This window comes from Pseudomonas sp. KH_021, from assembly GCF_057838865.1.
Map to the genome: position 1 here is coordinate 5,774,988 of NZ_CM174477.1, position 22,184 is coordinate 5,797,171.

Consider the following 22,184-nt stretch of genomic DNA (forward strand, 5'->3'; position numbering starts at 1 on the left):
AAACCGCGGTGATGCCATCGCGACCAAGGTCGGCTCCTACAATGAACACACCTCGATGTGGTCGCCCAGGCTCAGTTCTTGCGGATTTTCTCGACGATGGCGGTGGTCGAGCTGTTTTCCACCAGGCCCAGCACCTTCACGGTACCGCCATAGGCCGTCACGATATCGGCGCCGACCACCTGGTCGATCGAGTAATCCCCGCCCTTGACCAATACGTCCGGCTTGAGCTGAGCCAGCAAGCTTTCCGGTGTGCCTTCGGAAAAGCTGGTCACCCAGTCCACCGCTCCCAGGCCAGCCAATACGGCCATGCGGCGCTCTACGCTGTTGATCGGACGACCCGGCCCTTTCAGGCGACTGACCGAAGCGTCGTCATTGACCGCCACGATCAAGCGATCGCCTTGCGCCCGAGCCTGCTCAAGGTAGGTCACGTGACCGGCATGCAGGATGTCGAAGCAACCATTGGTGAACACGATAGATTCGTTGTGCGCACGCGCATCATCAATGGCCAACATCAACTGGTCATGGCTGAGCACGCCGCGCTCGGAACCTTCTGCACGCTGGATCGCCCGGCGCAGTTCAGGTGCGCTGATAGCCGCGGTCCCCAACTTGCCGACCACGATGCCAGCCGCAAGGTTGGCCAGTGCCACCGCATGGGGCAGCTCTTCACCGGCGGCGATCGCCGCGGCCAGGGTGGAAATCACGGTATCGCCGGCACCGGTCACGTCGAACACTTCGCGTGCACGGGCTGGCAGGTGCAAGGCCGGGTGGTCGGCACGCAGTAGCGTCATGCCATGCTCGCCGCGGGTGACCAGCAGCGCACCCAGGTCCAGGTCCAGCATCAGCTTGGCGCCTTTGGCGACCAGGTCCGCCTCATCGACACAACGGCCGACGATGGCTTCGAATTCGCTCAGGTTCGGCGTGATCAGGCTGGCACCCCGGTAGATGGAGAAATCCTTGCCCTTGGGGTCGGCCAATACCGGAATACCCTTGTCACGGGCTGCCTGGATCAGGCTCTGATGGTTTTTCAGCGCGCCCTTGCCGTAATCCGACAACACCAGGACCTTGATGCCCTCAAGCATGGCCTCGACTTCATTGCCCAGCGACAACGGGTCGGTGGCAAAGGGTTCTTCGAAGTCGATACGCAGCAATTGCTGGTGCCGACTCATGACCCGCAGCTTGACGATGGTCGGCTGGTGGGCAATGCGCTGGAAGTTCGCCCGCACACCTGCGGCAGCCAGGCTGTTGGCCAGGCTCTCGGCCGCTTCATCCTCGCCGGTTACACCCACCAGGGACGCCGGAGCCCCCAGGGCAGCAATGTTCAACGCAACGTTCGCCGCGCCACCGGGACGGTCCTCGATCTGCTCGACCTTGACCACCGGAACCGGGGCCTCGGGCGAGATTCGTGAGGTACCGCCATGCCAGTAACGGTCGAGCATCACATCACCGACCACCAACACGGGGGCTTGATCGAATCGCGGCATCGACAATTTCATGGAGCAACCCACATACAAAATGAACAGGGGCGCGATATTAGCACAGGGAAGATGTTGCCTTGTTTACAGCCGACATGACCCGGTGTCGATCAAGGGCGTGAACAGCCGGGCCATTGCAGCCCGGCGCTCGTATTTTCAAGCGATATCGACTTTCGGCTCGTCCAGCCCCATGGCGTGCAGGCGGGAATAGAAACCGTTGTGCGCCATCAGTTCGGCGTGGGTACCGCGCTCGACAATACGGCCCTGGTCCATCACCAGGATCAAGTCGGCTTTCTCGATGGTCGACAGACGGTGGGCAATGACCAGGGTGGTACGGCCTTTCATGACCTGATCCAGGGCGGCCTGGATGTGCCGCTCCGACTCGGTATCGAGCGCCGAGGTCGCCTCATCGAGGATCAACAGCGGCGCGTTCTTGAGCAGTGCTCGGGCAATGGCCAGGCGCTGGCGTTGGCCACCGGAAAGCAGCACGCCGTTTTCGCCCACCTGAGTGTCGAAACCTTGCGGCAGCTGTTCGATGAAGTCCTTGGCATAGGCCGCCTCGGCCGCCGCCTCGATGTCCGCACGCGGTGCACCGGCCAAGTCGCCGTAGGCGATGTTGTTGGCCACAGAATCGCTGAACAGGGTCACATGCTGGGTGACCTGGGCAATGTGACGGCGCAGGTTCAACAGGCGGAAGTCTTCGGTCTCGACACCGTCCAGCAGGATTTCGCCCTGGTTATGGTGATAAAAGCGCGGGATCAGGCTGGCCAGGGTTGACTTGCCACTGCCCGAACGCCCCACCAGCGCCACCATCTGCCCCGGTTCCACCGAAAAGCTGATGTCGTCCAGTACCTGCCGATCGGTGCCAGGGTAGGTAAAGCTCAGGTTGCGCACTTCAAGGCGGCCGCTGACCGACTCACGCTCTACGGTGCCCTTGTCGACTTCAGGCTCGACGTCCAACTGCTCGAAAATGCTCTCGGCGCCGGCCACGCCCTTCTGGATGGTCGAACTGACTTCAGACAACTGGCGGATGGGCTTGGGCAGCAGGCCCGCCAACGTGATGTAGGCCACCATGTCGCCCGCCGAAGCGTCACCACGAAGGTACAGCACCAGGAACATCAGGATGGCCATGGCGGTATAGATCACCAACTGCAGCATCGGCGTGTAGATGGCGCCGGTGCGAGTCATGCGCAATTGCTTGTCGGTGTTGCTCTGGCTGGCATTGAAAAAGCGCTGGCGCTCATAGACTTCACCGCCGAAGCTGCGCACCACGCGATAACCCTGGATGGTTTCCGAGGCCACGTGGGTGACATCGCCCATGGCCACCTGGATTTTCTTGCTCTGCTTGCGAAATTTCTTGCTGGCCCGGCTGACCATAAAGGCAATCAGCGGCAGGATGGCGATCATGACCAGGGTCAGGCGCCAGTTCATCAGCAGCAGCGAGCCAAACAGGAAGATCACGGTCATGCCTTCACGAATAACGACCTTGATCGCATCCGTGGCCGCCCCAGTCACCATGGTCACGTTGAAAGTGATGCGGGAAATCAAATGGCCAGAGTTATGCTGGTCGAAATAGCGATTGGGCAGGGTCAACAAGTTGTTGAACAGCTGCACCCGCAGGTCATGGACCAGCCCGAGCGAGACCTTGGCCAGGAAGTAGTTACCCAGGAACGACCCCAGGCCCTGCCAGGCCGCAATCAGGATGATCAGCAGCGGCACGGCCTGCAGCAGTTGCAGGTCACGCAGGTAAGGAACGGTCGGGAACAGTACGGCCTCGGGGTTGGACAGTCCATCCACGAAGTACTTGAGGATGTAGCCCAGCATGGGCTGGGTCGAGGCGAAGATCAGAAAGCCGACGATGCTCAGCAGAAACAGGCCGATGTAAGGCCGTACGTAGCCAAGCAGGCGGAAATAAATCTTCATGCTCGAAGGGCTGGCGGAGCCACTGGAGTCGGTCATATCACGCGATGTACTGAAAATGGGAGGCTGACTTTATCACAGCTTCTTGCAGACACTTTAGGCAACATTGGCAGCTCCCCAGTTTGTATCAGCGACGCAATCGAGCGGTACCTGCGTTAACATTGGCGGCCCTTCATCGGAATCAGCGTCCAGCATGCACCTTAGCAGCGTTCAGAACAGTGCCAACCGCATTTTCGACTTCCTTTGCCTATGGATCTTGCCGATTGGCTTTTTCGTGCTGCTGAGCGCGTTGTTTTTCCTGCCTGACCGCAGCCTGCACCAGAAGCTGTATTACGGCCTGTTCAGTATTCCGGCGCTGCTGGCGCTGTGCGTGCGCCCCCGTGAATTCAAATCGCTCTGGCGCGAACCCATCGTGCTGCTCTTCGCCGCCTTTGCCGGCTTTGCAATCTTGAGCCTGACCTGGAGCGATACGCCCACCAGCACGATGACGCTGGTCAAGCGGCCCTTGCATACCTTCATGTTGTTCGCCGGCATGTGCCTGTTGCTGCGCCACAGGTTTGAAGCGTTGCAACCCCTATTGCTGGGGAGCGCGCTGTTGGCGCTGGGCTCTGCGGTGCCGGACTTGTATACCTACGCGCACGAATACGTCGATGGCCTGCGCCTGGTGGGCTCGGGTGCACTCGACAACCCGCTGCTCAGCTCGCACCTGTTCGGTTTTTTCAGCATCTACTGGCTGTTCATCTGCATGACCACCCGGAGTCTGCGGGTGCTTGCCTTCAGTCTGTGTGCCTTCGCGGTGATGTTCGCAACGGTACTGGCAACCGGCTCCAGAACCCCTCTGGTTGCCATCAGCCTGGCCGCCATCTGGATCGGCATTCTGAGCTGGAACTGGCGCACCGTCCTGTTGCTGCTGGCAGTCCCCGTGACAGCGATTGCGCTGGTTCTGATCGCGCCCGAAATGATGATCGGTCGAGGCGATTCCTTCCGCTTTGAAATCTGGAATATGACGCTGCAACTGATCAGCCAGCATCCGCTGATCGGCCATGGGTACGATGCCAGCCTGAAGCTCGACCCCGGCGTCGGCTTTTTCCTCAGCGAGCCGCATAACTTCGCCTTGGGTGTGCTTTATTACGTCGGCATCATCGGCTTTTTGCCATGGATCGCACTGTTGGCCTATGGGCTTTACAGCGGCTGGCGTCATCGCAGTCAACCACTGTTTATCCTGGTCTCGGCCTTGCTGATGTTCGGCATCGGTGCCGGCCTGACCGAAGGTGGCGGGATTCTTTCCAGGCCCAAGGAGCACTGGTTTCTGATCTGGATCCCGCTGGCCCTGATTGGCGCACTGAATGTCGCTTGGCGGGCGCGGCGCATGCCCGTCCAGCCCGTAGAGCTATTGGATCGCCAGCAGGCCGAGCAAATGGCCCACAACGCCTGGGTGATCGAAGAAGACGGCCTGGGGCCTAAAGTGTTGCGTTTACAGGACGGCAGCTTTCTCAAGCTGTTCCGCCGTCGGCGCTGGTACACCTCGGGCAGTTTCAACCCCTACTCCGAGCGCTTTGCCAAAAACAGCGAGCACCTGACAACGCTGGGCTTTATTGCGCCGCCGATCCTCAACCTGTATCGCTACCCCGATGGCAGTACCGGTGTGCGCTACCAGCCTCTGCCTGGGCGTACCGTCCGTCAGGTTCTGGAGACTACCGGCGATGCGGACGAACGCCGCAACCTGGTGCAACGCTTCGGGCGCTACCTGGCACAACTGCATGAGCACGGCGTCTATTTCCGCTCTGTGCACCTGGGTAACGTACTGTTGCTGGATAACGGCGAGCTGGGCCTGATCGATCTGGCCGACATGCGCATCCTGCCCTCACCCTTGACCCTTGGGCTGCGTCAGCGCAACCTGCGGCACATGCAGCGCTACACGCAGGATCGCGGCTGGTTGTTCGAGGAGCATGTCACGGAGCTGCTCAAGGGTTATGCCGACCTCGCACCCGAAACGGCGGTACAGCGCATTCATAAACACGTCCAACCCTTGGGCCACGGGCTGAGATGACATGATGCTGCTCGCCCCCCTGCTGACGTTTGCCGCCTATGCGTTGGCGCTGGGCACAGCGGCGGTGCTGCTGCGCCTAGTACCGCGCATGGCACAGGGCCTGGAACCAACAGGGGGCCGGTTTGCCAGCGTTGACGGCCTGCGTGGCTATCTGGCCTATGGTGTGTTCATTCATCATGCGGTCATCGCTTGGCATTTCCTCCAGACCGGCCAGATCAACATGCCCCCTGAGCGTTTCTTCGCCCAGATCGGCCTGGTCAGTGTTGCCCTGTTTTTCATGATCACCGGCTTCCTGTTCTGGAACCGCCTGCTCAAGCAAGGGCGCGAGCATGATTGGACGGCGTTTGCCATCTCGCGTGTTTTTCGCCTGTATCCGCTGTACCTGCCGTTGCTGGTCGCCGTGCTGATCAGTGTGTTCTACCTGCAAGGCTGGAACCTCTACAGCACGCCTGCCGAACTGTTCCAGCAAGTGGGCCTGTGGTTGATTTTTGACCGCCCGGAGATCAATCAACTGACCGACACCGGCATGCTGATCTCCAACGTGACCTGGACGCTGGCCTACGAGGTGTTCTTCTACTTGTCGCTGCCGTTGCTGGGGATGCTCTTTATCTACCGTGGCGGGCACCTGCAAACCGTGGCGTGCCTGGTCGCGCTCTATGTGTTGTATCAGGTCGTCGGCTGGGAACATTCGCTGAAGAAAAATTACCTGCTCAGTTTTGTCGGCGGTATCGCCGCCGCCTATTGGGTCCGCAAGCCCGCGCTGGTCGCCTGGGGTCGAACCCGCACAGCAGCCGTCGTCGCGGCGCTGCTGCTACTGATCGTCATGACGCTGTTTCGCAAGAGCTTCGCGGTGCTTCCGCTTTTGCTGTTAAGCGTATTCTTCGCCATTGTCGTGTCGGGCAATGATTTGTTCGGCGCACTCAGGTTGCGCAGCGCACGCTGGATGGGAGAGATCAGCTACAGCACCTACCTGCTGCACGGATTCGTGTTGTGGTGGGCGGTGTACCACTTTTACCCACAGATGCCGTTCGCACAAAACGAACCGCTGCCGTTTCTGGCCGTGATCGCGTTGTTAAGCGTGCTGCTGATTGCGCTGAGCAGCTTCACCTTCCTGGTCATCGAAAAGCCCGGCATCGCAGCTGGCAAGAAGGTCGTGCTGTGGCTTGCACGCAAGCGCGAAGCGCGGCAAGCCAATCCCCTGGAAGACGCGTGAAACCGGCTTAACGCTGGCACGCGTAAGCCAGGAAAGCCTGGGTATCCCCGCTGCAGAGTTTCTCGACAACGCTCTGGATCTCGGCCTGGGGCCAATCCCACCAGGCGCTCTCAAGCAACTGGGCGCGGACTTCTTCGGGGAAGCGCCAGTTGATCACCTTGGCAGGGTTGCCGCCGACGACCGAGTAAGGCGCGACATCCCGGGTCACCACGGCACCGGCGGCGACAATGGCACCGCTGCCAATGGTCACACCCGAGAAGATGCTGCAGTTGGAGCACAACCAGACGTCGTTGCCGATGATCACATCGCCCCGCGTGCCGTTGTAATCCTTGATATGCGATGCCTGATCGAGCATGGCCGGAAACGGGAACGTCGTGACCCAATCGGAGCGATGGTGCCCCCCCAGGAATATCTGGACGCCCTCGGCGATGGAGCAGTAGGCCCCGATCTTCAGTGTTGAGCCTTCCTGCCAGTCATGGACTTCAGGCAATCCATAGCTGCCGACACCAAAGGTGTATTGGGGGTAACGCGCCTTGAAGCGCGCCTGGCCGCGCTCGATGCGAGGCAACTTGCGGATTGCCCGCTTGGCGCGCTTTTCCAGATAGCGTTTGATCAGACCCATTGTCAAACCGCCTCAATCACGTTCCAGTGGAGAGAAATACAGCCGGCCGATGCCGCGCCAAGTCTTGCGCGTAAAGGCCTTGAGCGGAATCTGCGCCAGCAGTTCACGGGCCAATGCATGATCGCGATTGGAGGTCTTGAGGAACATGGAGTTCAAGGCTTTGTACTTCACTTCTTCATACTTTGGATGATCGCTGAACAAGGCGTAGGTGCGCAGGATGTTGTCGATCATGAAGCGGTGGTTCTTGTAGGAGTTGGTTGCGTGCTTGCGATAGCGCGCCATGACCACGCTCAAGCCGTCAATGAAGTAACCCGCATGGGTGACCTTCAATTCGATCAGCAAATCCTCCAGGCGGATGTTGGGGTCAAAACCACCGACCTTTTCCAGGGCTTCGCGCCGAAACAACAGCGTGGGTGCCGGCGGATAAGGTTTGCGTTCCAGGAACATGTCGTCGAAGTCCAGGCGGCGAAACGGCACGTCGCGACGTTGGCGCTTTTCTGGGAACAATTCACCCTGGGAATCGATCAGCTCGATATTGCCAGCACAGATGCCCACTTCCGGCTTGTCGGCCATGTATTCGACCTGGATGGCGATCCGGTCCGGCATCATGATGTCATCGGAGCCAAAGGGCGCGATCAGCGTACCTTTGGCGCGGGCAATGGCGCTGTTGAGGGTATGAGTCAACCCTTTGTTCTGCTGCACCAGGAAATCAAAACCGTGTAGGGCCTGCAAGCGCTGGATGCGCTCAACGCTGTCATCCTTGGACCCGTCATCAATGACCAGCAACTCGATGTTCGGGTAGGTCTGGCCGATCACGCTGAGAATACTGTCCTCAATGTAAGGGCCATGGTTGTAGGACGCGATGATGACCGTCACCAAGGGTTGCGTGTCCATCATGCCGGCTCCTTGCGCGCGCTGCTCAGACCTGACTCGATCAGGTTCAGGTACTCCTGACGGAATACGTCAATATCGTGGTGGCTCTGTAGGTATTCATAGGCCTGCTCGCCCTTGGCTTGCAGGGCCTGGTCGTCCAGCGCCAGGTAGGTGTCCAGCGCTGCGGTCAGCGCCGGCACATTGGCAGGTTCGACCGCCAGACCACCGGCCCCCTGGATCAGTGGCAGCATGGCCGGTACGTTGGAGGCGATCACCGGCAAGTGGCCGCTCATGCCCTCGAGCAATGCCAGCCCCAGGCCCTCGGCCAGTGAAGGCATGGTCCAGATATCAAAGGCCCGGACGTATTGCAGGGCGTTTTCCTTGAAACCAAGCAAATGCGCGCGGCCGCCGAGCCCCAGGCGCTCGATTTCATCCTGCAGCTTTTCTTGCTCGCGCCCGGCGCCGATGATCGCCAGCTGCGCGCTGGGATACTTGTCCTTGAGCGCCGCAAAGGCCTTGAGCAAGTGGATGTGGCCCTTGACCGGCACCAACCGACCCAACGCACCAATCAAGCGGGCACTCTGCGACAACCCCAGCAACTCGCGCGCTTTTTCACGGGAATGCTGCAGGGCCTCGGCCTGAACGATATCGATAGCGTTGGTGATGGCGTGGGTGTTTTGCTCGGTGAAGCCGCAATCGCATTCGACCAGATACTGTTTGACTGCAGGCGAGACACCGACAAACTGCCAATGGCCATCGATCAGCCGCTGGGTCTGGCGGCGCCGGTAAAAACGGTCGTACTCGCCAAAGCCGTGGGAAATCCCGATGCACAAGGGGATCTTCAACCAGCGATTGAGCTGCAGCAGCATGTTCACCGGCTTGAAGCGGTTGCAGATCACGACATCGAACTTTTCCTTGCGGCAAAACTTGTACAACCGCCACAGCGCCATCAGGCGCATGCCCTTGAGGGCTTTGTCGGAGAACTCGAAATACACCGAATGGTCGGCGCGGCTGACCGCCTCGCCTGGCCCGGGCTTGCCCTTGAGAAAGCCGGCCGTCATCTCAAAGCGCTCACGTGGCAAGGCTTTGACGATCTGTTCAGCCAGATCGGCAAAGTCGTGCTGCTTGACGTTGTAGTCCGGTTGCAGCTGCAAGACCTTGTAACGCTTTGTCATAACGCTTCCTGATGAAAACCGCTCTGGTCGATGATCCAGTTCGATGAGGCTGCCACTTTGCGAACCTCTGCCGGGTCCGGCGTGGGCAGGTTCGACCACTCATTGCGCTTCCAGCACACGAAGTGGAAATAAGGGAAATACCGTTCGCCGTCGCGATCATTGCTCAAGCGGCCGTCGCGCCAGAACCAGTGGCTGGGGAAATCGCTACTGCCGTCGTGCCACTTGATCACGCCCCCGGGCGTACTGAACGCCTCGGTGAACTCACTGCGTCGACGCAGGGGGTTGAACTGGCCCACCAGTTTGAACAGCGGCTTGGGGAAATTCTTGCGCCACAGGAACAGGCGGCTGAACGCGCCTTCATCGATGGCATGGTGCTCATTGTCGGTGAATCGGGCACGCCACTCCTTGATCTGCATGAACAGCTCGCGCTTGCAGGCGGTATTGCGCATCAGGCACAAATGCCCGGCGACGCGGCGCTCATGGGTCGAGAACAAATCGTTACGAGCCAGCCGTTCGGCGGTGAAGTAGGCACGCAAGTCACCGTAGACCAGGTCGATATCGCCAAATGCCCAGAAGTCATAACCCTGCAGGTGGTCTTCATGGATGTAGCCCAGCGCCGGTTTGATATCACACAGTTTGTAGGCATGTTCAGGGGCGAATTCGATGCCCAACCGGGACGAGACCAGCTTGCAATACTCTGTATAACTTATTTCTTCAACCTGGACGTTTTTGGGCAGGTTTTCAGGGATTCCACAGTCGCTGAACAACAACCAGTCGATGTCCGGGTTGCGCCGGCAACTCTCCAGAAAAAAGGGCATCCAGAACGGCCAACGCCCGAAATACGGGATGATGAACAGGATGCTCGGAGTGGGATTGATCACTTGAAGCTCACTATTTGAAGACGATGGCGGGCACTTTAGTCCCTTCGTCATTATTTTTGTTTCACGATCCAGAAGAGCTCATGACGACGAACCGCCTTGCGGAAGAATTCGTTCTCGCCAAACTTCGAACCATGACGACCCGCCAACCACCGTTGCAATGCCCGGCGAAGGCGCCGCTTGAACGGAGCACGAGGCTGCAGGTCATGCATCATACCCAGCGCCATGGCCTTGTCGCACTGGCGCTGCCCATCAAGCGACAGGCTGTAGGGCACCCAGGTTTCGTCACCGGATAACAGCGGAGGAAGGGCAACGCCTGTACCTGTGTTGCCCATGGGCCAGCGGTCGTTGTCGTGCAGGTGGTTGGCGTAGCCCAGCAGGGTTTCGGGCTGCCAGTCCAGGCCTTGCAATGCCTGCATCAATGCCTGTTGTGCACAGAGGTGGTCCGGGTGAGGGTCCAATGTGGGATGCGGCATCACGATGACCTGCGGCCTGGCCTTGAGCAGCAGGGTGCGCAGGTCCGCCAACAGGTTGTTCCAGGTCGGCACCCCGTCATCACCTGGCAACGCCAGTTGATTGAGCTGGCGAAACGGTCGGGTATCGCGGGTATCGGCCTCTCGCGAGCCGATCGGCTGATCAGGCGCCGCTTGCATCACCGGCAGTTGCAGGCAGAAATACCCCAACTGCACACACTGCGCCTCAGGTACACCCGCCCAGCGCGGCACCGCGATACTGTCCCAGGCCCGCAAGCGGCCCTTAAGCTGCGCCGCGGCAGCGGGCTCAAGGCCCATCTGTTGATAATGCTCGGCTTCGATTTCCCCGGCTGTCAGGGTGACGATCCAGGTTTGCGCGGCCTGGCTGTAAAGGCCATAAGCGGCAAGCTCCGCATCGTCGGCATGGGGCGCAATGACCATGACGCGCTTCTGGCGATAGTCGGGATGACGAAACACCCACAGCTTCGGTTGCCCGATCAGCCGACAAAGCCGTCCGCGCAAACTGAGCCGGCCTTCGCCGAGTGCCGTGGCCATTGAACTGAGGTTGAGATAACGCAGGCCTTTGACCCCGCGCTCGAAGGTTTGCAGGTCTTGATCCTGGCCTGCAACCATGACCACGGCCGGGTCGAGGAACCGCCCCAGCCAAGCGCATTTAAGCTGTACCTGCAGAATCAGCGTTTCGCTGCCATCCAATGACAAGGGCTGTTCAAGGCGCAGACGGCCATCTTCCAGACGCACAGGTGGCTGCTCGCTGTCGGCGGGGAATGAGTAGCGATAGTCTTCGGCGGGCGAATAGAACAGGTGGTCGGCAAACCAGGCTTCATGAGCCACCCAGGCGAGTACGGCCAGCAACAACGGCAGCCACCAGGCCACCAGCACGCCCACCGCAATCAGCAGCACCAGGCCTGCCACCAGGCCCAATCGCTTGTTGCGCCGGTGGCGCTTGAGCAACTGCTGCTTGCGGTTCAAACCTGGAATACCGGCACGGGGTTGCACCATCGGTCCTTGTAATCGCGATCCGAGCGCCCAAAAGAAAACCGTAGCGGCTTGCCGCGGCTGCGGGCGTCTTCCCAGGCGGTTTGGGTATTGAGAAAGCTCAGGACGCTACCGGGGCTGAACTCGCGGGTTTGCGGGTCCACCCCACCGTTGACGTACTCGACGCTGATCCAGTCCGGGGCTTCAACGCGGTAAACCAACTGGATGGCAATCGGCGCATCATTGAGAAAGACCACCGAGCCAATCAACAACGAACGCAGGCGCTCGATGACTTCAGCCATGCGCTCGGCCCCCGTGGCCGGGAATTCCCAGCGACGCAGGAACAGGTCGCAGTACATGGCACCCAACTCTGCGCTGGTGAAGTCGCTGACTGGCCGCACTACCCCGCCCGCCTCTTCCAGCAAGCGTAATTCACGACGTTGGTTGTAGCGAAACTTCTTGGACAATTCTTCAGGCGTACGGGCCATCGCCAAGGACTCGGGCTGCGCCTTGAGCGTACTGAAACGCCCTTGATTGAGCGCCGAGATATACCGTCCGCCATGGCGCAGCGGCACGTTGGCATCCGCCGCCGCCGGGAGGATGAACTCGGCATTGCCCATGTCGAACACGCCTTTTTTGCCATGAGCCTTGAGCACTTGCTTGGACAGCGCCAGGTAACGTCCCCAGGTGGGAATGGCGGCCTGTACTTCACCGCCCTGCTCCCAGGCCAGGTAGCGCACCGGAATACCGGCCACTTCTGCAAGCTGTTCGATCACCAGCGGGTGGGTGGCCACGCTGCCACCAAAGCGCTGCCAGGCCTGTGCATAGGTGGCCGCATCCACGGGCGTCCAGCCGCGCTCACGCCAGCTTCTAATTCGGTTGAGCATCAAGCCTCCGCGGTCAGGTCAGTCACTTGTGGCAAGCGCCAGAAGGCTTCCCGCACGGCGTGATCGGAAAAACGTTCTTGCAAGCGTTGTTGCATCAGGTCATGGCACGCCTGGCGCTGCTCGTCATTGAGCGAAGCCAGGTGCGCAAGCCCTTGGGCCAAGTGTTCGGCATCGCCCAGGGGAAACAGGACGCCCACCCCCTCGACCACTTCCTTGGCGCCACCGCAGGCGGTTGCCAGCAACGGCACGCCAGCGGCCATGGCTTCGAGCAAGACCATACCGAATGGCTCATGATCAGAGCTCAAGGCAAAGGCATCGAAGGCACGAAAATAGCGACGTGCGTCCGGTACCTGGCCAAGGAAGCTGACCTGGGCGCTGATACCCAGCTCGTTGGCCAACTCCTTGAGGTCTTGCTCAAGGCGGCCCTTGCCCATGATCACCAACCGCGCACGCGCAGGCAGGGCAGGCAACGCCTTGGCAAAACCACGCAGCAGGGTGGCCTGGTCCTTGTCGGGATGCAGGCGCCCGACATTGCCCACCACCCAGTCATCGTGTGCCAGGCCCAAGGCCTGGCGTGCTTCGCTGGCGTCCAACTGTTGCGCCTGGACAGCGTCGATGTCGATGCGGTTGTAGAGGGTGCGGATACGCCCGGTCGGCCATTTCGGCAGACATTGGCGCATGTCGTCGCGCACCGCGTCCGACACGCCAAGCAGGCTCAGTCGACGACGGAACAGGTTGGCAAATAACCGGCGCGTGCGCCGGACGTAATCGCCAAACCCGTGGTGCACGCCAATGACCGGCAAACGAGTACCGAGCAAGGCGATATAAATGGGCTTGAAACGATGGGCGATGCAGAAGGCGAAATCGCGCGACGCCGCAATCTTGCGCAGATCGCGGATCGCCCCCAGCTTCAGGCCGCTCACGGCCTTGGAGCTGTACTCAAGGAACAGCACCTGATCGCTGGCGCATTGCTGGGCCACTTCGGCATCGGCGACCCCGGTCAGAAACACCGTGGTCACCTTGTAGCCGCTACCGGCGAACAAGCTGGCGTACTGCCGTGCGCAGTCCAGAAAAGGCCCGTCATAGCCATGACAGAACTGCAGGACATGGCGTTCAGCCGAGCGTGTCATAGGCATCCGCGCCGTCTTTGACCACCAGGATGTCTTCCATGATCAGGTATTGCAGGTCGGAGCCGAAGAACATGTTCAGCGCATCGGTCGGCGAGCAGATCATCGGCTCACCGCGACGGTTCAGCGAGGTGTTCAGCGACACGCCGTTGCCAGTCAGGTTCTCGAGCGCCTTCATCATGTCGTAGTAACGCGGGTTGTATTCGCGCTTGAGCACCTGGGCACGGGAGGTGCCATCTTCATGGACCACTTCCGGCACGCGGGTTTTCCACTCCTCGGCCACTTCAAAGGTGAAGGTCATGAACGGCGCCGGGTGATCGATCTTGATCATCTGTGGCGCGACGGTGTCGAGCATCGACGGGCAGAAAGGCCTCCAGCGCTCGCGGAACTTGATCTGGTGGTTGATGCGATCCGCTACACCGGCCACGCTCGGGCAACCGATGATCGAACGACCGCCCAAGGCGCGCGGGCCGAACTCCATGCGGCCCTGGAACCAGGCCACCGGATTACCATCGACCATGATCTTGGCGATCTGCTCCGGCATGTTGTCGAGCTTGCGCCACTTCGGCTTGTCGGCATGACGGGCGCAGGCGGCAATGACGTCTTCGTTGCTGTACGAAGGGCCGAGATAGACGTGTTCCATCTTCTCGACCGGCACGCCACGGGCATGAGACACGTAAGCGGCTGCGCCGACGGCCGTACCGGCGTCGCCCGAGGCAGGCTGGACGAACAGTTCCTTGACGTCCGGGCGGGCGATGATCTTCTGGTTGAGCTTGACGTTAAGCGCGCAACCGCCCGCGAATGCCAGCTTGCCGGTTTGCTTGAGCACATCGCTCAGGTAGTAGTCGATCATCTGCAGCGCCAGTTTTTCAAACAGTGCTTGCATGCTCGCGGCGTAGTGGATGTAAGGCTCGTCGGCGATATCGCCTTCGCGCTTTGGACCCAGCCACTCGATCAACTTGGGCGTGAAGTAGAAGCCCTTGCCCTTTTCCTTGTAGCGACGCAGGCCGATGACGTTGGCGTATTCGGTGTTGATCACCAGCTCGCCGTTTTCAAAGCTGGCCAGGCGCGAGAAGTCATATTTGCTGGCGTCGCCGTACGGCGCCATGCCCATGACCTTGAACTCGCCGTCGAGCATCTCGAAGCCCAGGAACTCGGTGATTGCGCCGTACAGCCCGCCCAGGGAGTCTGGGTCGAAGAATTCCTTGATCTTGTGGATCTTGCCGTTTTCGCCGTAGCCGAAAAAGGTGGTGGCGTATTCGCCCTTGCCGTCGATGCCCAGGATCGCGGTTTTTTCCTGGAAACCCGAGCAGTGATAGGCACTGGAGGCGTGCGCCAGGTGGTGTTCGACCGGTTCGATCTTGATCTTTTTCGGATCGAAACCCAGCTGCTCCAGGCACCAGACGATCTTCTTGCGATAGCGCTTGTAGCGACGGTTGCCCATCAGGATCGCGTCGAGTGCGCGGTCTGGGGCGTACCAGTAGCGCTTGGCGTAGTGCCAGCGAGCCTTGCCGAACAGGCTGATCGGTGCGAACGGAATCGCCACCACATCGACGTCCGACGGCTTGATGCCGGCCTGCTCGAGGCAGAACTTCGCCGACTCGTAAGGCATGCGGTTCTTTGCATGTTTGTCGCGAACGAAGCGCTCTTCTTCGGCGGCCGCGATCAGCTTGCCGTCGATATACAGGGCTGCGGAAGGATCATGGCTAAGGGCGCCGGACAGGCCAAGAATCGTCAATGCCAAGGGTCTAGCCTCTTCAATCTTCAAAAATGCGCTCTCGCAGAGTTTGCGAGCAGCAGCTAAAGGGCGGGATTATAGCCCATCGCACAGCCCGGTAGGAGCAGAGCTTGCTCGCGATGAACGCACCGCGGTTTGCCTGATACACCGCGGTGATCCTGATCCTGATCTTGATCTTGATCTTGATCTTGATCTTGATCTTCGAACACAGAAAGCCCAGACACCACGGATGTCCCTTCAGGAGGCCGAGTGGAGCACCTGCGTAGTGGGGTAAGGGCCATGGATGGCCCGCAAGCGCCGATGGGCCAGGGACGGCCCGTCGGCGCGGCCCCACGGAGCAGGTGCGGAGGGAGGGAACCCGGAGCGCAGCGTAGGGCCGTATGCGGGGACCAGGGGTTTTGCCTACTTTTGCCCCAACAAAAGTAGGACGCCGTAAAGGCGGAAAGGTGACTAAGCGTCACCCTCGCCAACGGATAAGTTCTCGATTCAAGGGTTTTGGTTCAACGAATGGAGAACATATCCAGATTACGCGCAGACGCGGACTCACCGTTCCGCCCTTACGGCGGGTCACTTTTTTTGGCGAAAAAGTAACCAAAACGCCGCGTCCCCGCATACGGCCCTACGCTTCGCTCCGGGTTCCCTCGCTCCCGCACTTGCTACGTGGGGACCGCGCCGACGGGCCGTCCCTGGCCCTACGGCGCTCTCGGGCCATCCATGGCCCTCGCCCCACTACGCAAGCGCTCCGCTCGGCCTCCTGAAGGGACGATCCGCGGTGTCTGGGCCATTTGTGCATAAAAATCAAAAGCCAAGAACCAAGAACCAAGAACCAAGAACCAAGAGCAGAAAGGCGTTTAAGCGCTGGGCAGGCGCTGATCCAGGAGTTGGTGCAAGGCACTGTCGCTTGGCCAGTTGCGCAAGAAGCGGGCGCGGTCTCGGGCGTAGGCCGCTGCGAAGCTGCTCTGGCTGCTGTGTTGGCACATGGCATCCAGGTCGATCAGCGCCCAGCGCTGGTCGTGCCAGAACAGGTTGTGACCCTTCAGGTCGCCATGGCTGATGCGCTCACGGGTCAGGTCCAGAAACAATTGATCCAGCGCCAGCAGCTCAACTTCGGGCACTTCCCCTGAGGCGATATAGGGCGCCAGGTGCTCGATGATGTCCGGCCCTGGCAGGTATTCGGTGACCAGGTAAGCCCGCCGACGCAGCCAGAAAAAACGATGCTCCAGCAAGGCCAACGGCTTGGGCGTGGCGATACCCAGAAACGCCAGGCGATTGCCTTCGACCCAGGAATGCCAGGCCCGGCTCGGGCGCCAGAAGCGCTTGAACCAGTGCAGCACATTCTTGATGTTATAGCGCTTGATCACCAGGCTTCGCCCCGCAACCTCGACGCGCCCGACACTGGCCGCACCTCCGGTCTTGTACAGATGCCCGCGGTCGAGCAAGGCATCGGCATCGGCCAGCACCGGCAGCATGGCCGGCTCTTCTTCGCGGCGAATGGCACGCAAGGCGAAAGCGCCAGCGCTTACGCTGAACAGCGTGCACTCACGCCCCACCTTGGCGAGATAATCCTTGAGCCGCCAGGCCCGAACCTTGTCGACCTGCTTTTGCAGGGCTTCCAGTGGCAGTGCGTGCTCACCGTTGACCAGCAGGTACTGGACCAGCAACTCTTCGGTGAAGGGTTCGAAATGGCGTGGAAGCTGCGCGAAGAACACGCCCAGGTTCTGCAGCACTTGCTGGCGCGACAGCGGCTTGCCGGCTTCCTCTGCACGCACTCCAGCGCCGTCGATCAAGTACAAATCACCGTGATGGCGCAGCAGGTTGTCCAGGTGCAAGTCTTCCTGCCACAGCCCCTTGGCGTGCATGGCGCCAATGGCTGCCAGTGCCTCGCCCAGCACTGCCTGCTGCTCATCGGCCAACGCCGGCATCTGCTCGACCGAAGCCCAGGCATCCCCCAGGCTATGGGCCTCTTCCAGATACTCGAAGAGCAGCCAGCCGCCCTCGCCTTCTTTCAAGCCATCAACCAGCAAGGCCGGGGTGGTGAGTTTTTGTTCGGCCAGCAGGCGTACACCGCCGAGTTCGCGCTGGAAATGCCGCGCCGCCTTCGAGCCCACCAGCAGCTTGGCCAGCACCGGACGACCACGCCAGACACCGGCCCCGACATAGCGCTGCCCGGGCAACACACGCAGCAGGCTGAGCAGTTGCAACTGCGCAGTGCCGGCCCCATCGGCCAGCTCGATGCTTAAGGGCAAGGCCGGGGCACGCCCAGCATTTTGCAACTCTGACAGGCGCATCAACGGGTTCCTTTGTGTTGGCGGCGCTGGGTTAGCCGCTTGAGCCAGGCATCCACCAGGGTGCTGTCCTCGCTCTGGTTCAGATAGGCGCCGAGGAACACGCGAATGTCGGCCTCGGCCCAGTCAGGTGCGCGGCGCAGCAGCGGTTCCAGATCCTTGACCCGGTCACGTTGACCGAACAGCAGCGGCCGGGTTTTCTCAAGGTCGATCAGTTGTGCCTGATAGCCTTCCCCCCGCGCGCGCAAAAAAATATGCTTGGGATAGAAACAGCCATGAACTTGCCCGGCACCGTGCAGCACACGGGCAAGGTCGCCACAGGCCCGCAGGATCGCAGCTCTCTGGACAGGCCCCAGGGCCGGCCATTGCAGCAACAGGCTGTCCAGATCGCTCCAGCCATCCAATGCGCGGGTCATCAGAATGGCCCGCGTTTCGCCGTCCACTCGACGCTGGCCAAAAAACACGGCCTGCAGGGCAGGAATCTGTAGTTTCTGGTATCGGCTGATATTGCGAAACTCACGCGCGAAGGTCGGCTCACCGAACGGCCTGCGTAGGGTGCGCGTCAGGTAATCGCTCTGGCGCTTGAGGTAAAACCCCTTGCCTTCCAGCTCCATGCGAAAAACGCTGCTCCATCCGCCACGCCCGGTATTGGGCTCATCGACCGCTTCAAGCTGCAGGCTCCAGAGTTCGTCAAAACCGGCCAGCCCATGGCGCTCTAGCAACGCCTGTTCGGTGCTGGCAATGAAATCACTCATTCGCGCCCCTCGAAAAACGTCACGATGTGTCGGATGCGGCGCTTGTCCGCCGCATTCAGGCGCGCGCGCTGACGGTATTGCAGGTAGAAGCGCAGGCGCTGCGTAGCCGACAGGTGATATTTGGCCACCTTGTCCAGGCAAGCCAGATCCTTGGTAATCCGGTAACGCAACATGAAGCCGACCCAGAAAGCCCCGGTCGGGCAGTCAATGAAATACAGCTTGTCGTTGTTATCGACCAGCAGGTTGCGCCACTTCAGGTCGTTATGGGTGAAGTGGTGGTCATGCATGATCCGCGTATTACGCGCCAACTGGCGGCTGATGCGGTCGACCCAGCTGGCATCAGCCAGCAACGGGTCTTTGCGATCAGCCAGCGCCGACAAGTCTTCGGTATTCGGCAGCTCACGGGTGATCATCGCACCGCGGCCGAAAACAGTACCGCGACGCTCCAACCCCCAGGCCACTACCTCGGCAGTGGGAATGCCCCACTTGGCGAACAGTTTGAGGTTCTGCCATTCGGACTTGACCCGCGGGCAGCCCACATAGCGACGCAAGCCCTTGCCGGCACCGACATAGCGCTTGACGTAGTAGTTGACCCCGTCGCGCTTGACCCGAATCACTTCCGACAGCGGGTCCTGGGTCAGGCGCTCGCCCTGAAGGGCAAATACCGCTTCCAGGCTGCCAAAATCATCCGCCAGAGACGCGTAAGCAGGTTCCAGTTTCCAACCCGCCATCAGAGCGCGTCCCCATAGCGTTGTTTACGGTCGTACAGCTTGGCAGCCTTGGCGTCGAGCCAGGCCAGCAGTGCGGCTTCCTCACGCAGGATCTGGCGCAGCGGCTGCTGGAAATAACCACGCAGAAAACGCAGCTTGTCACGACGGGTGAGGCCGATGTCCAGTGCCGAGAAATACAACGCCGCCAAGTCTTTGTTACGCCAGCGACGGGTGATCTGCGAGCGGGTCTGGGCCCGGTGCAGGTCGATCACCGACAGCCTGAAATCATCAGCCGTCACCGGCTTATCCGTGTGCAGCAGAAAGTGGCAGATATAGCAGTCGCGGTGATTGACCCCGGCACGGTGCATGCCTCCGGTCATCTTCGCCACTTCAGCGATCAGCGCGCGCTTGAGTCGTGGCTCTGGCGGGTTGCGCTGCCAGTCCAGGCTGAAGTCTTCGAGGCTGACGGTGGGCGCCAGCTCCTCGGTGACGATAAACGAGTGCTGGCTCGCCGGGTTGCTGCCACGCTCGCCATAGGCCACGGCGGTCATGGTCGGCACACCGACTTGGTGCAAGCGCTGGATCGCCCGCCATTCCTGGCCAGCACCGAGCACCGGCAGCTTGGCGGTGGTGAGGTTCTTGATGATTTCGCCCCAGCCGATACCCCGGTGGATCTTGACGAAATAGCCGCGCCCTTCGACCTCAGTGCGCAAGGTCCGACGGCCTTCGAGCTCGCGATAGACTTCGCCCTGCAAGGCTTCGACTTCGGTAAACGCATCGCGCCCGGCCCACAGGCGCTTGAACGGTTCTGCCAGTATCAATTTCATGCGCGCCCCTGTGCCAGGATCACATCCGCTGCGTGCTGCGGCATGCTGTAGAGGTCGGCCGTATCGGCAAACGCCAACCCATTGCGGCCCCATGCGGCCCGGGCGGCATCGTCTTCGAGCATGCGCACCAGATAGCGGTTGAGCTGCTCCTGCTCGAAGGGCTCATCCAGCACCAGGCCGCTGTCGGCCTCGGCAATGTAGTGGGCGTAGCCACAGACGGCCGACACCAGCACCGGCAAGCCGGCCACCAGTGCTTCGAGCAGCACAGTGCCGGTGTTCTCGTTATAGGCCGGGTGAATCAGCACATCGGCGCCCAACAGGAAGCGCGGGATATCACTGCGCCCCTTGAGAAACTGCACATGATCGCCCAGCCCCAGGGTTGCGCTCTGCAGCTGGAAGACCTTGGGGTCGTCCTGGCCGATGACCAGCAGCCGCGTACGTTTTTTAAGCGTCGCAGGCAATGCGGCCAACGCTTTGAGGCTGCGGTCCACGCCCTTGGTCTTGAAGCCCGAGCCGATTTGCACCAGCAACAGCTCATCGTCCTTGACGTTGAACTCGCGGCGAAAGCCTTCGCGAACTTCGGCCGCATTGGCAGGGGCGCGGCGGTCCTGGGCAATGCCCGGTGGCAGCAGGTGGAAACGCTCGAGCGGGGTGTCGTAGTGCTTGATAAACAGCGGCTGCTGCACTTCGGAAATCATCAGCACTTCGGTCTTGGCATCTTTGCCAAACACCGCGCGCTCATATTCGGCGAAGTGGCGATAACGGCCCCAGCGGCGGTAAAAGGAGTTGCGCAGGTTCTGCGCCTTGTCCTCGAAACAGCCGTCGGCGGCGTAGTAGACGTCCAGCCCCGGCATTTTGTTGAAGCCGATCAGCCGATCGACCGGGCGCTTGGCCAGGTCAGCCTGCATCCAGGCGGTCAGCTTTTCGTTGCGACGGTGGTTGAACAACGCCTTGACCGGCGCCACCAGCACTTCAAAACCGGGCGGCACGTCGCCTTCCCAGATGAGGGTGTAGACGCGGATCTGATGCCCGCGCTGCTGGCACTCCAGGGCGATGCGCATAAAGTCGCGCTGCAGGCCGCCGAAGGGGAAATATTTGTAAAGCACAAAAGCCAGTTGCATCAACGAAGATCCTCGGCCAGCAGCAGCGCAGCCAGTCGGCTGGCCACACGCTCGGGATTCAGGCGAGTGAAGCACAGTGGCCACTCGCGTTTGAGATCAAAACGACGCTGGTCTTCAGCGGTCGGTTGATAGGTGCATTTCTTTTGCAGGCACGGTGCACAGGCAAAGTCGCTGGCCATATGTATCTGCACGCTGCCATAGGCACCGGTAAGCCCTGGATTGGTCGGGCCGAACAAGGACAGGGTCGGCACGTCCAGCGCCGCGGCCAGATGGCCCAGGCCGGTGTCCACGGCAACGCACGCCTTGGCCGTGGCCAGGATGCGCCCGACACCGGCCAGGTTCAGCTTGGGCAGTACCACGACATTGTCCAGCCCCTTGGCTATGCGCTCGGCGCGCGCCAGTTCAGCCGGGTTGCCCCAGGGCAGGCGCACTTCGATATTGGCCAGCGCCAGGCGCTGGGCCAGTTCGCGCCAATAGGCCTCGGGCCAGTGCTTGGTGTCCCAGGTGGTGCCATGCAAAAACAGTACGAAGGGTTTGTCGGCAGGCTTGTCCACCAACTTGCTGCGATCCAGGCCGTAATCGCCCATGCCCGCGGGCAAGTCGTAGCCGAGCGCCATGGCGAACAATTGTCGTATCCGCTCCACGGCATGCTGCCCGCGAGCCACTGCCAGGCGGCGCTGGTAGAAACGGCTGGCCAGTGGTTCGCGCACTGAGTCTTTATCGAGTCCCGCCACGGGAGCCTTGACGTAGCGGGTCAACCAGGCGCTCTTGAGCAAACCCTGGGCATCGATCACCAGATCGTACTGGCGCTCGCGAACCTGGCGCTTGAACGCCCGCCACTCACCGTTCTTGAAGGTCTGCCAGAGGTTTTTGCGCCAGCGCCGAATGGCCACCGGGATCACCCGATCGACCGCCGGGTGCCAGCTCGGGATTTCAGCGAAGCCTTCTTCCACCACCCAGTCGAAGCGAATGCCCGGGATCGCCCGGGCAGCATCGGTCAGGGCTGGCAAGGTATGAATGACGTCGCCAAGCGATGAGGTCTTGATCAGCAGTACCCGCAAC

General features: G+C 60.8%; 18 protein-coding genes. 2 read left to right on the top strand and 16 right to left on the bottom strand.

All coding sequences use genetic code 11. The annotated features are described in order from the left end of the window. Positions 1 to 71 precede the first annotated feature (71 nt). A complete protein-coding gene (gene hldE, locus AC3IX4_RS26620) occupies positions 72 to 1,493 on the bottom strand; it encodes a bifunctional D-glycero-beta-D-manno-heptose-7-phosphate kinase/D-glycero-beta-D-manno-heptose 1-phosphate adenylyltransferase HldE (RefSeq protein WP_489258280.1) in 1,422 nt (473 codons plus the stop codon). A gap of 135 nt (positions 1,494 to 1,628) precedes the next feature. Further along, positions 1,629 to 3,431: a lipid A export permease/ATP-binding protein MsbA gene (msbA, locus tag AC3IX4_RS26625; protein ID WP_489258281.1), complete on the bottom strand. Its 1,803-nt coding sequence runs from the start codon at positions 3,429 to 3,431 to the stop codon at positions 1,629 to 1,631. Between the two features lie 154 nt (positions 3,432 to 3,585). Between msbA and AC3IX4_RS26630 the strand changes: the two genes are divergently transcribed. Continuing rightward, entirely contained in the window at positions 3,586 to 5,442 is a 1,857-nt protein-coding gene (locus AC3IX4_RS26630) for an O-antigen ligase family protein (RefSeq protein WP_489258282.1), read from the top strand. Between the two features lies 1 nt (position 5,443). Then, positions 5,444 to 6,655: an acyltransferase family protein gene (locus AC3IX4_RS26635; protein WP_489258283.1), complete on the top strand. Its 1,212-nt coding sequence runs from the start codon at positions 5,444 to 5,446 to the stop codon at positions 6,653 to 6,655. 7 nt (positions 6,656 to 6,662) lie between these two features. Here the strand turns inward: AC3IX4_RS26635 and AC3IX4_RS26640 are convergent, their stop codons facing one another. The 14 genes from AC3IX4_RS26640 to waaC all read right to left on the bottom strand — a co-directional run bounded on the left by AC3IX4_RS26640 (position 6,663) and on the right by waaC (position 22,183). Continuing rightward, the gene (locus AC3IX4_RS26640; RefSeq protein WP_489258284.1) at positions 6,663 to 7,277 is read right to left on the bottom strand and encodes a CatB-related O-acetyltransferase; all 615 of its coding nucleotides are present in this window, start codon (positions 7,275 to 7,277) and stop codon (positions 6,663 to 6,665) included. Positions 7,278 to 7,289: 12 nt separating this feature from the next. Beyond that, positions 7,290 to 8,174 carry a glycosyltransferase gene (locus AC3IX4_RS26645; protein ID WP_489258285.1) on the bottom strand — a complete coding sequence of 295 codons (885 nt, stop codon included), beginning with the start codon at positions 8,172 to 8,174 and terminating at the stop codon, positions 7,290 to 7,292. Then, positions 8,171 to 9,325, bottom strand: coding sequence for a glycosyltransferase family 4 protein (locus AC3IX4_RS26650; RefSeq protein ID WP_489258286.1), 1,155 nt, complete (start codon positions 9,323 to 9,325; stop codon positions 8,171 to 8,173). The genes AC3IX4_RS26645 and AC3IX4_RS26650 overlap by 4 nt, the downstream gene beginning before the upstream one ends. Then, positions 9,322 to 10,206 (bottom strand): DUF6625 family protein, encoded by an 885-nt coding sequence (locus tag AC3IX4_RS26655; RefSeq protein ID WP_489258287.1) that lies wholly within the window; start codon positions 10,204 to 10,206, stop codon positions 9,322 to 9,324. Before AC3IX4_RS26655 ends, AC3IX4_RS26650 begins: the two co-directional genes overlap by 4 nt. Before the next feature lie 50 nt (positions 10,207 to 10,256). Further along, entirely contained in the window at positions 10,257 to 11,696 is a 1,440-nt protein-coding gene (locus AC3IX4_RS26660; protein WP_489258288.1) for a PIG-L deacetylase family protein, read from the bottom strand. Further along, entirely contained in the window at positions 11,663 to 12,559 is an 897-nt protein-coding gene (locus tag AC3IX4_RS26665; protein WP_489258289.1) for an antimicrobial resistance protein Mig-14, read from the bottom strand. Before AC3IX4_RS26665 ends, AC3IX4_RS26660 begins: the two co-directional genes overlap by 34 nt. Next, positions 12,559 to 13,689, bottom strand: a complete 1,131-nt coding sequence (locus AC3IX4_RS26670) for a glycosyltransferase (RefSeq protein ID WP_489261376.1) — start codon at positions 13,687 to 13,689, stop codon at positions 12,559 to 12,561. The genes AC3IX4_RS26665 and AC3IX4_RS26670 overlap by 1 nt, the downstream gene beginning before the upstream one ends. Further along, positions 13,673 to 15,430 carry a carbamoyltransferase family protein gene (locus AC3IX4_RS26675; protein WP_489258290.1) on the bottom strand — a complete coding sequence of 586 codons (1,758 nt, stop codon included), beginning with the start codon at positions 15,428 to 15,430 and terminating at the stop codon, positions 13,673 to 13,675. Before AC3IX4_RS26675 ends, AC3IX4_RS26670 begins: the two co-directional genes overlap by 17 nt. An 845-nt stretch (positions 15,431 to 16,275) precedes the next feature. Beyond that, complete coding sequence (locus tag AC3IX4_RS26680; RefSeq protein ID WP_489258291.1) at positions 16,276 to 17,712, bottom strand: lipopolysaccharide kinase InaA family protein; 1,437 nt, start codon at positions 17,710 to 17,712, stop codon at positions 16,276 to 16,278. Continuing rightward, the gene (locus tag AC3IX4_RS26685) at positions 17,712 to 18,464 is read right to left on the bottom strand and encodes a lipopolysaccharide kinase InaA family protein (protein WP_489258292.1); all 753 of its coding nucleotides are present in this window, start codon (positions 18,462 to 18,464) and stop codon (positions 17,712 to 17,714) included. The genes AC3IX4_RS26680 and AC3IX4_RS26685 overlap by 1 nt, the downstream gene beginning before the upstream one ends. Next, positions 18,461 to 19,195 carry a lipopolysaccharide kinase InaA family protein gene (locus tag AC3IX4_RS26690; protein WP_489258293.1) on the bottom strand — a complete coding sequence of 245 codons (735 nt, stop codon included), beginning with the start codon at positions 19,193 to 19,195 and terminating at the stop codon, positions 18,461 to 18,463. The genes AC3IX4_RS26685 and AC3IX4_RS26690 overlap by 4 nt, the downstream gene beginning before the upstream one ends. Continuing rightward, positions 19,195 to 20,001 carry a lipopolysaccharide core heptose(I) kinase RfaP gene (gene rfaP, locus AC3IX4_RS26695; RefSeq protein WP_489258294.1) on the bottom strand — a complete coding sequence of 269 codons (807 nt, stop codon included), beginning with the start codon at positions 19,999 to 20,001 and terminating at the stop codon, positions 19,195 to 19,197. Before rfaP ends, AC3IX4_RS26690 begins: the two co-directional genes overlap by 1 nt. Next, positions 19,998 to 21,122 (bottom strand): glycosyltransferase family 4 protein, encoded by a 1,125-nt coding sequence (locus AC3IX4_RS26700; protein WP_489258295.1) that lies wholly within the window; start codon positions 21,120 to 21,122, stop codon positions 19,998 to 20,000. The genes rfaP and AC3IX4_RS26700 overlap by 4 nt, the downstream gene beginning before the upstream one ends. Continuing rightward, positions 21,122 to 22,183, bottom strand: a complete 1,062-nt coding sequence (gene waaC / locus AC3IX4_RS26705; RefSeq protein WP_489258296.1) for a lipopolysaccharide heptosyltransferase I — start codon at positions 22,181 to 22,183, stop codon at positions 21,122 to 21,124. The genes AC3IX4_RS26700 and waaC overlap by 1 nt, the downstream gene beginning before the upstream one ends. Position 22,184: the final 1 nt, after the last annotated feature.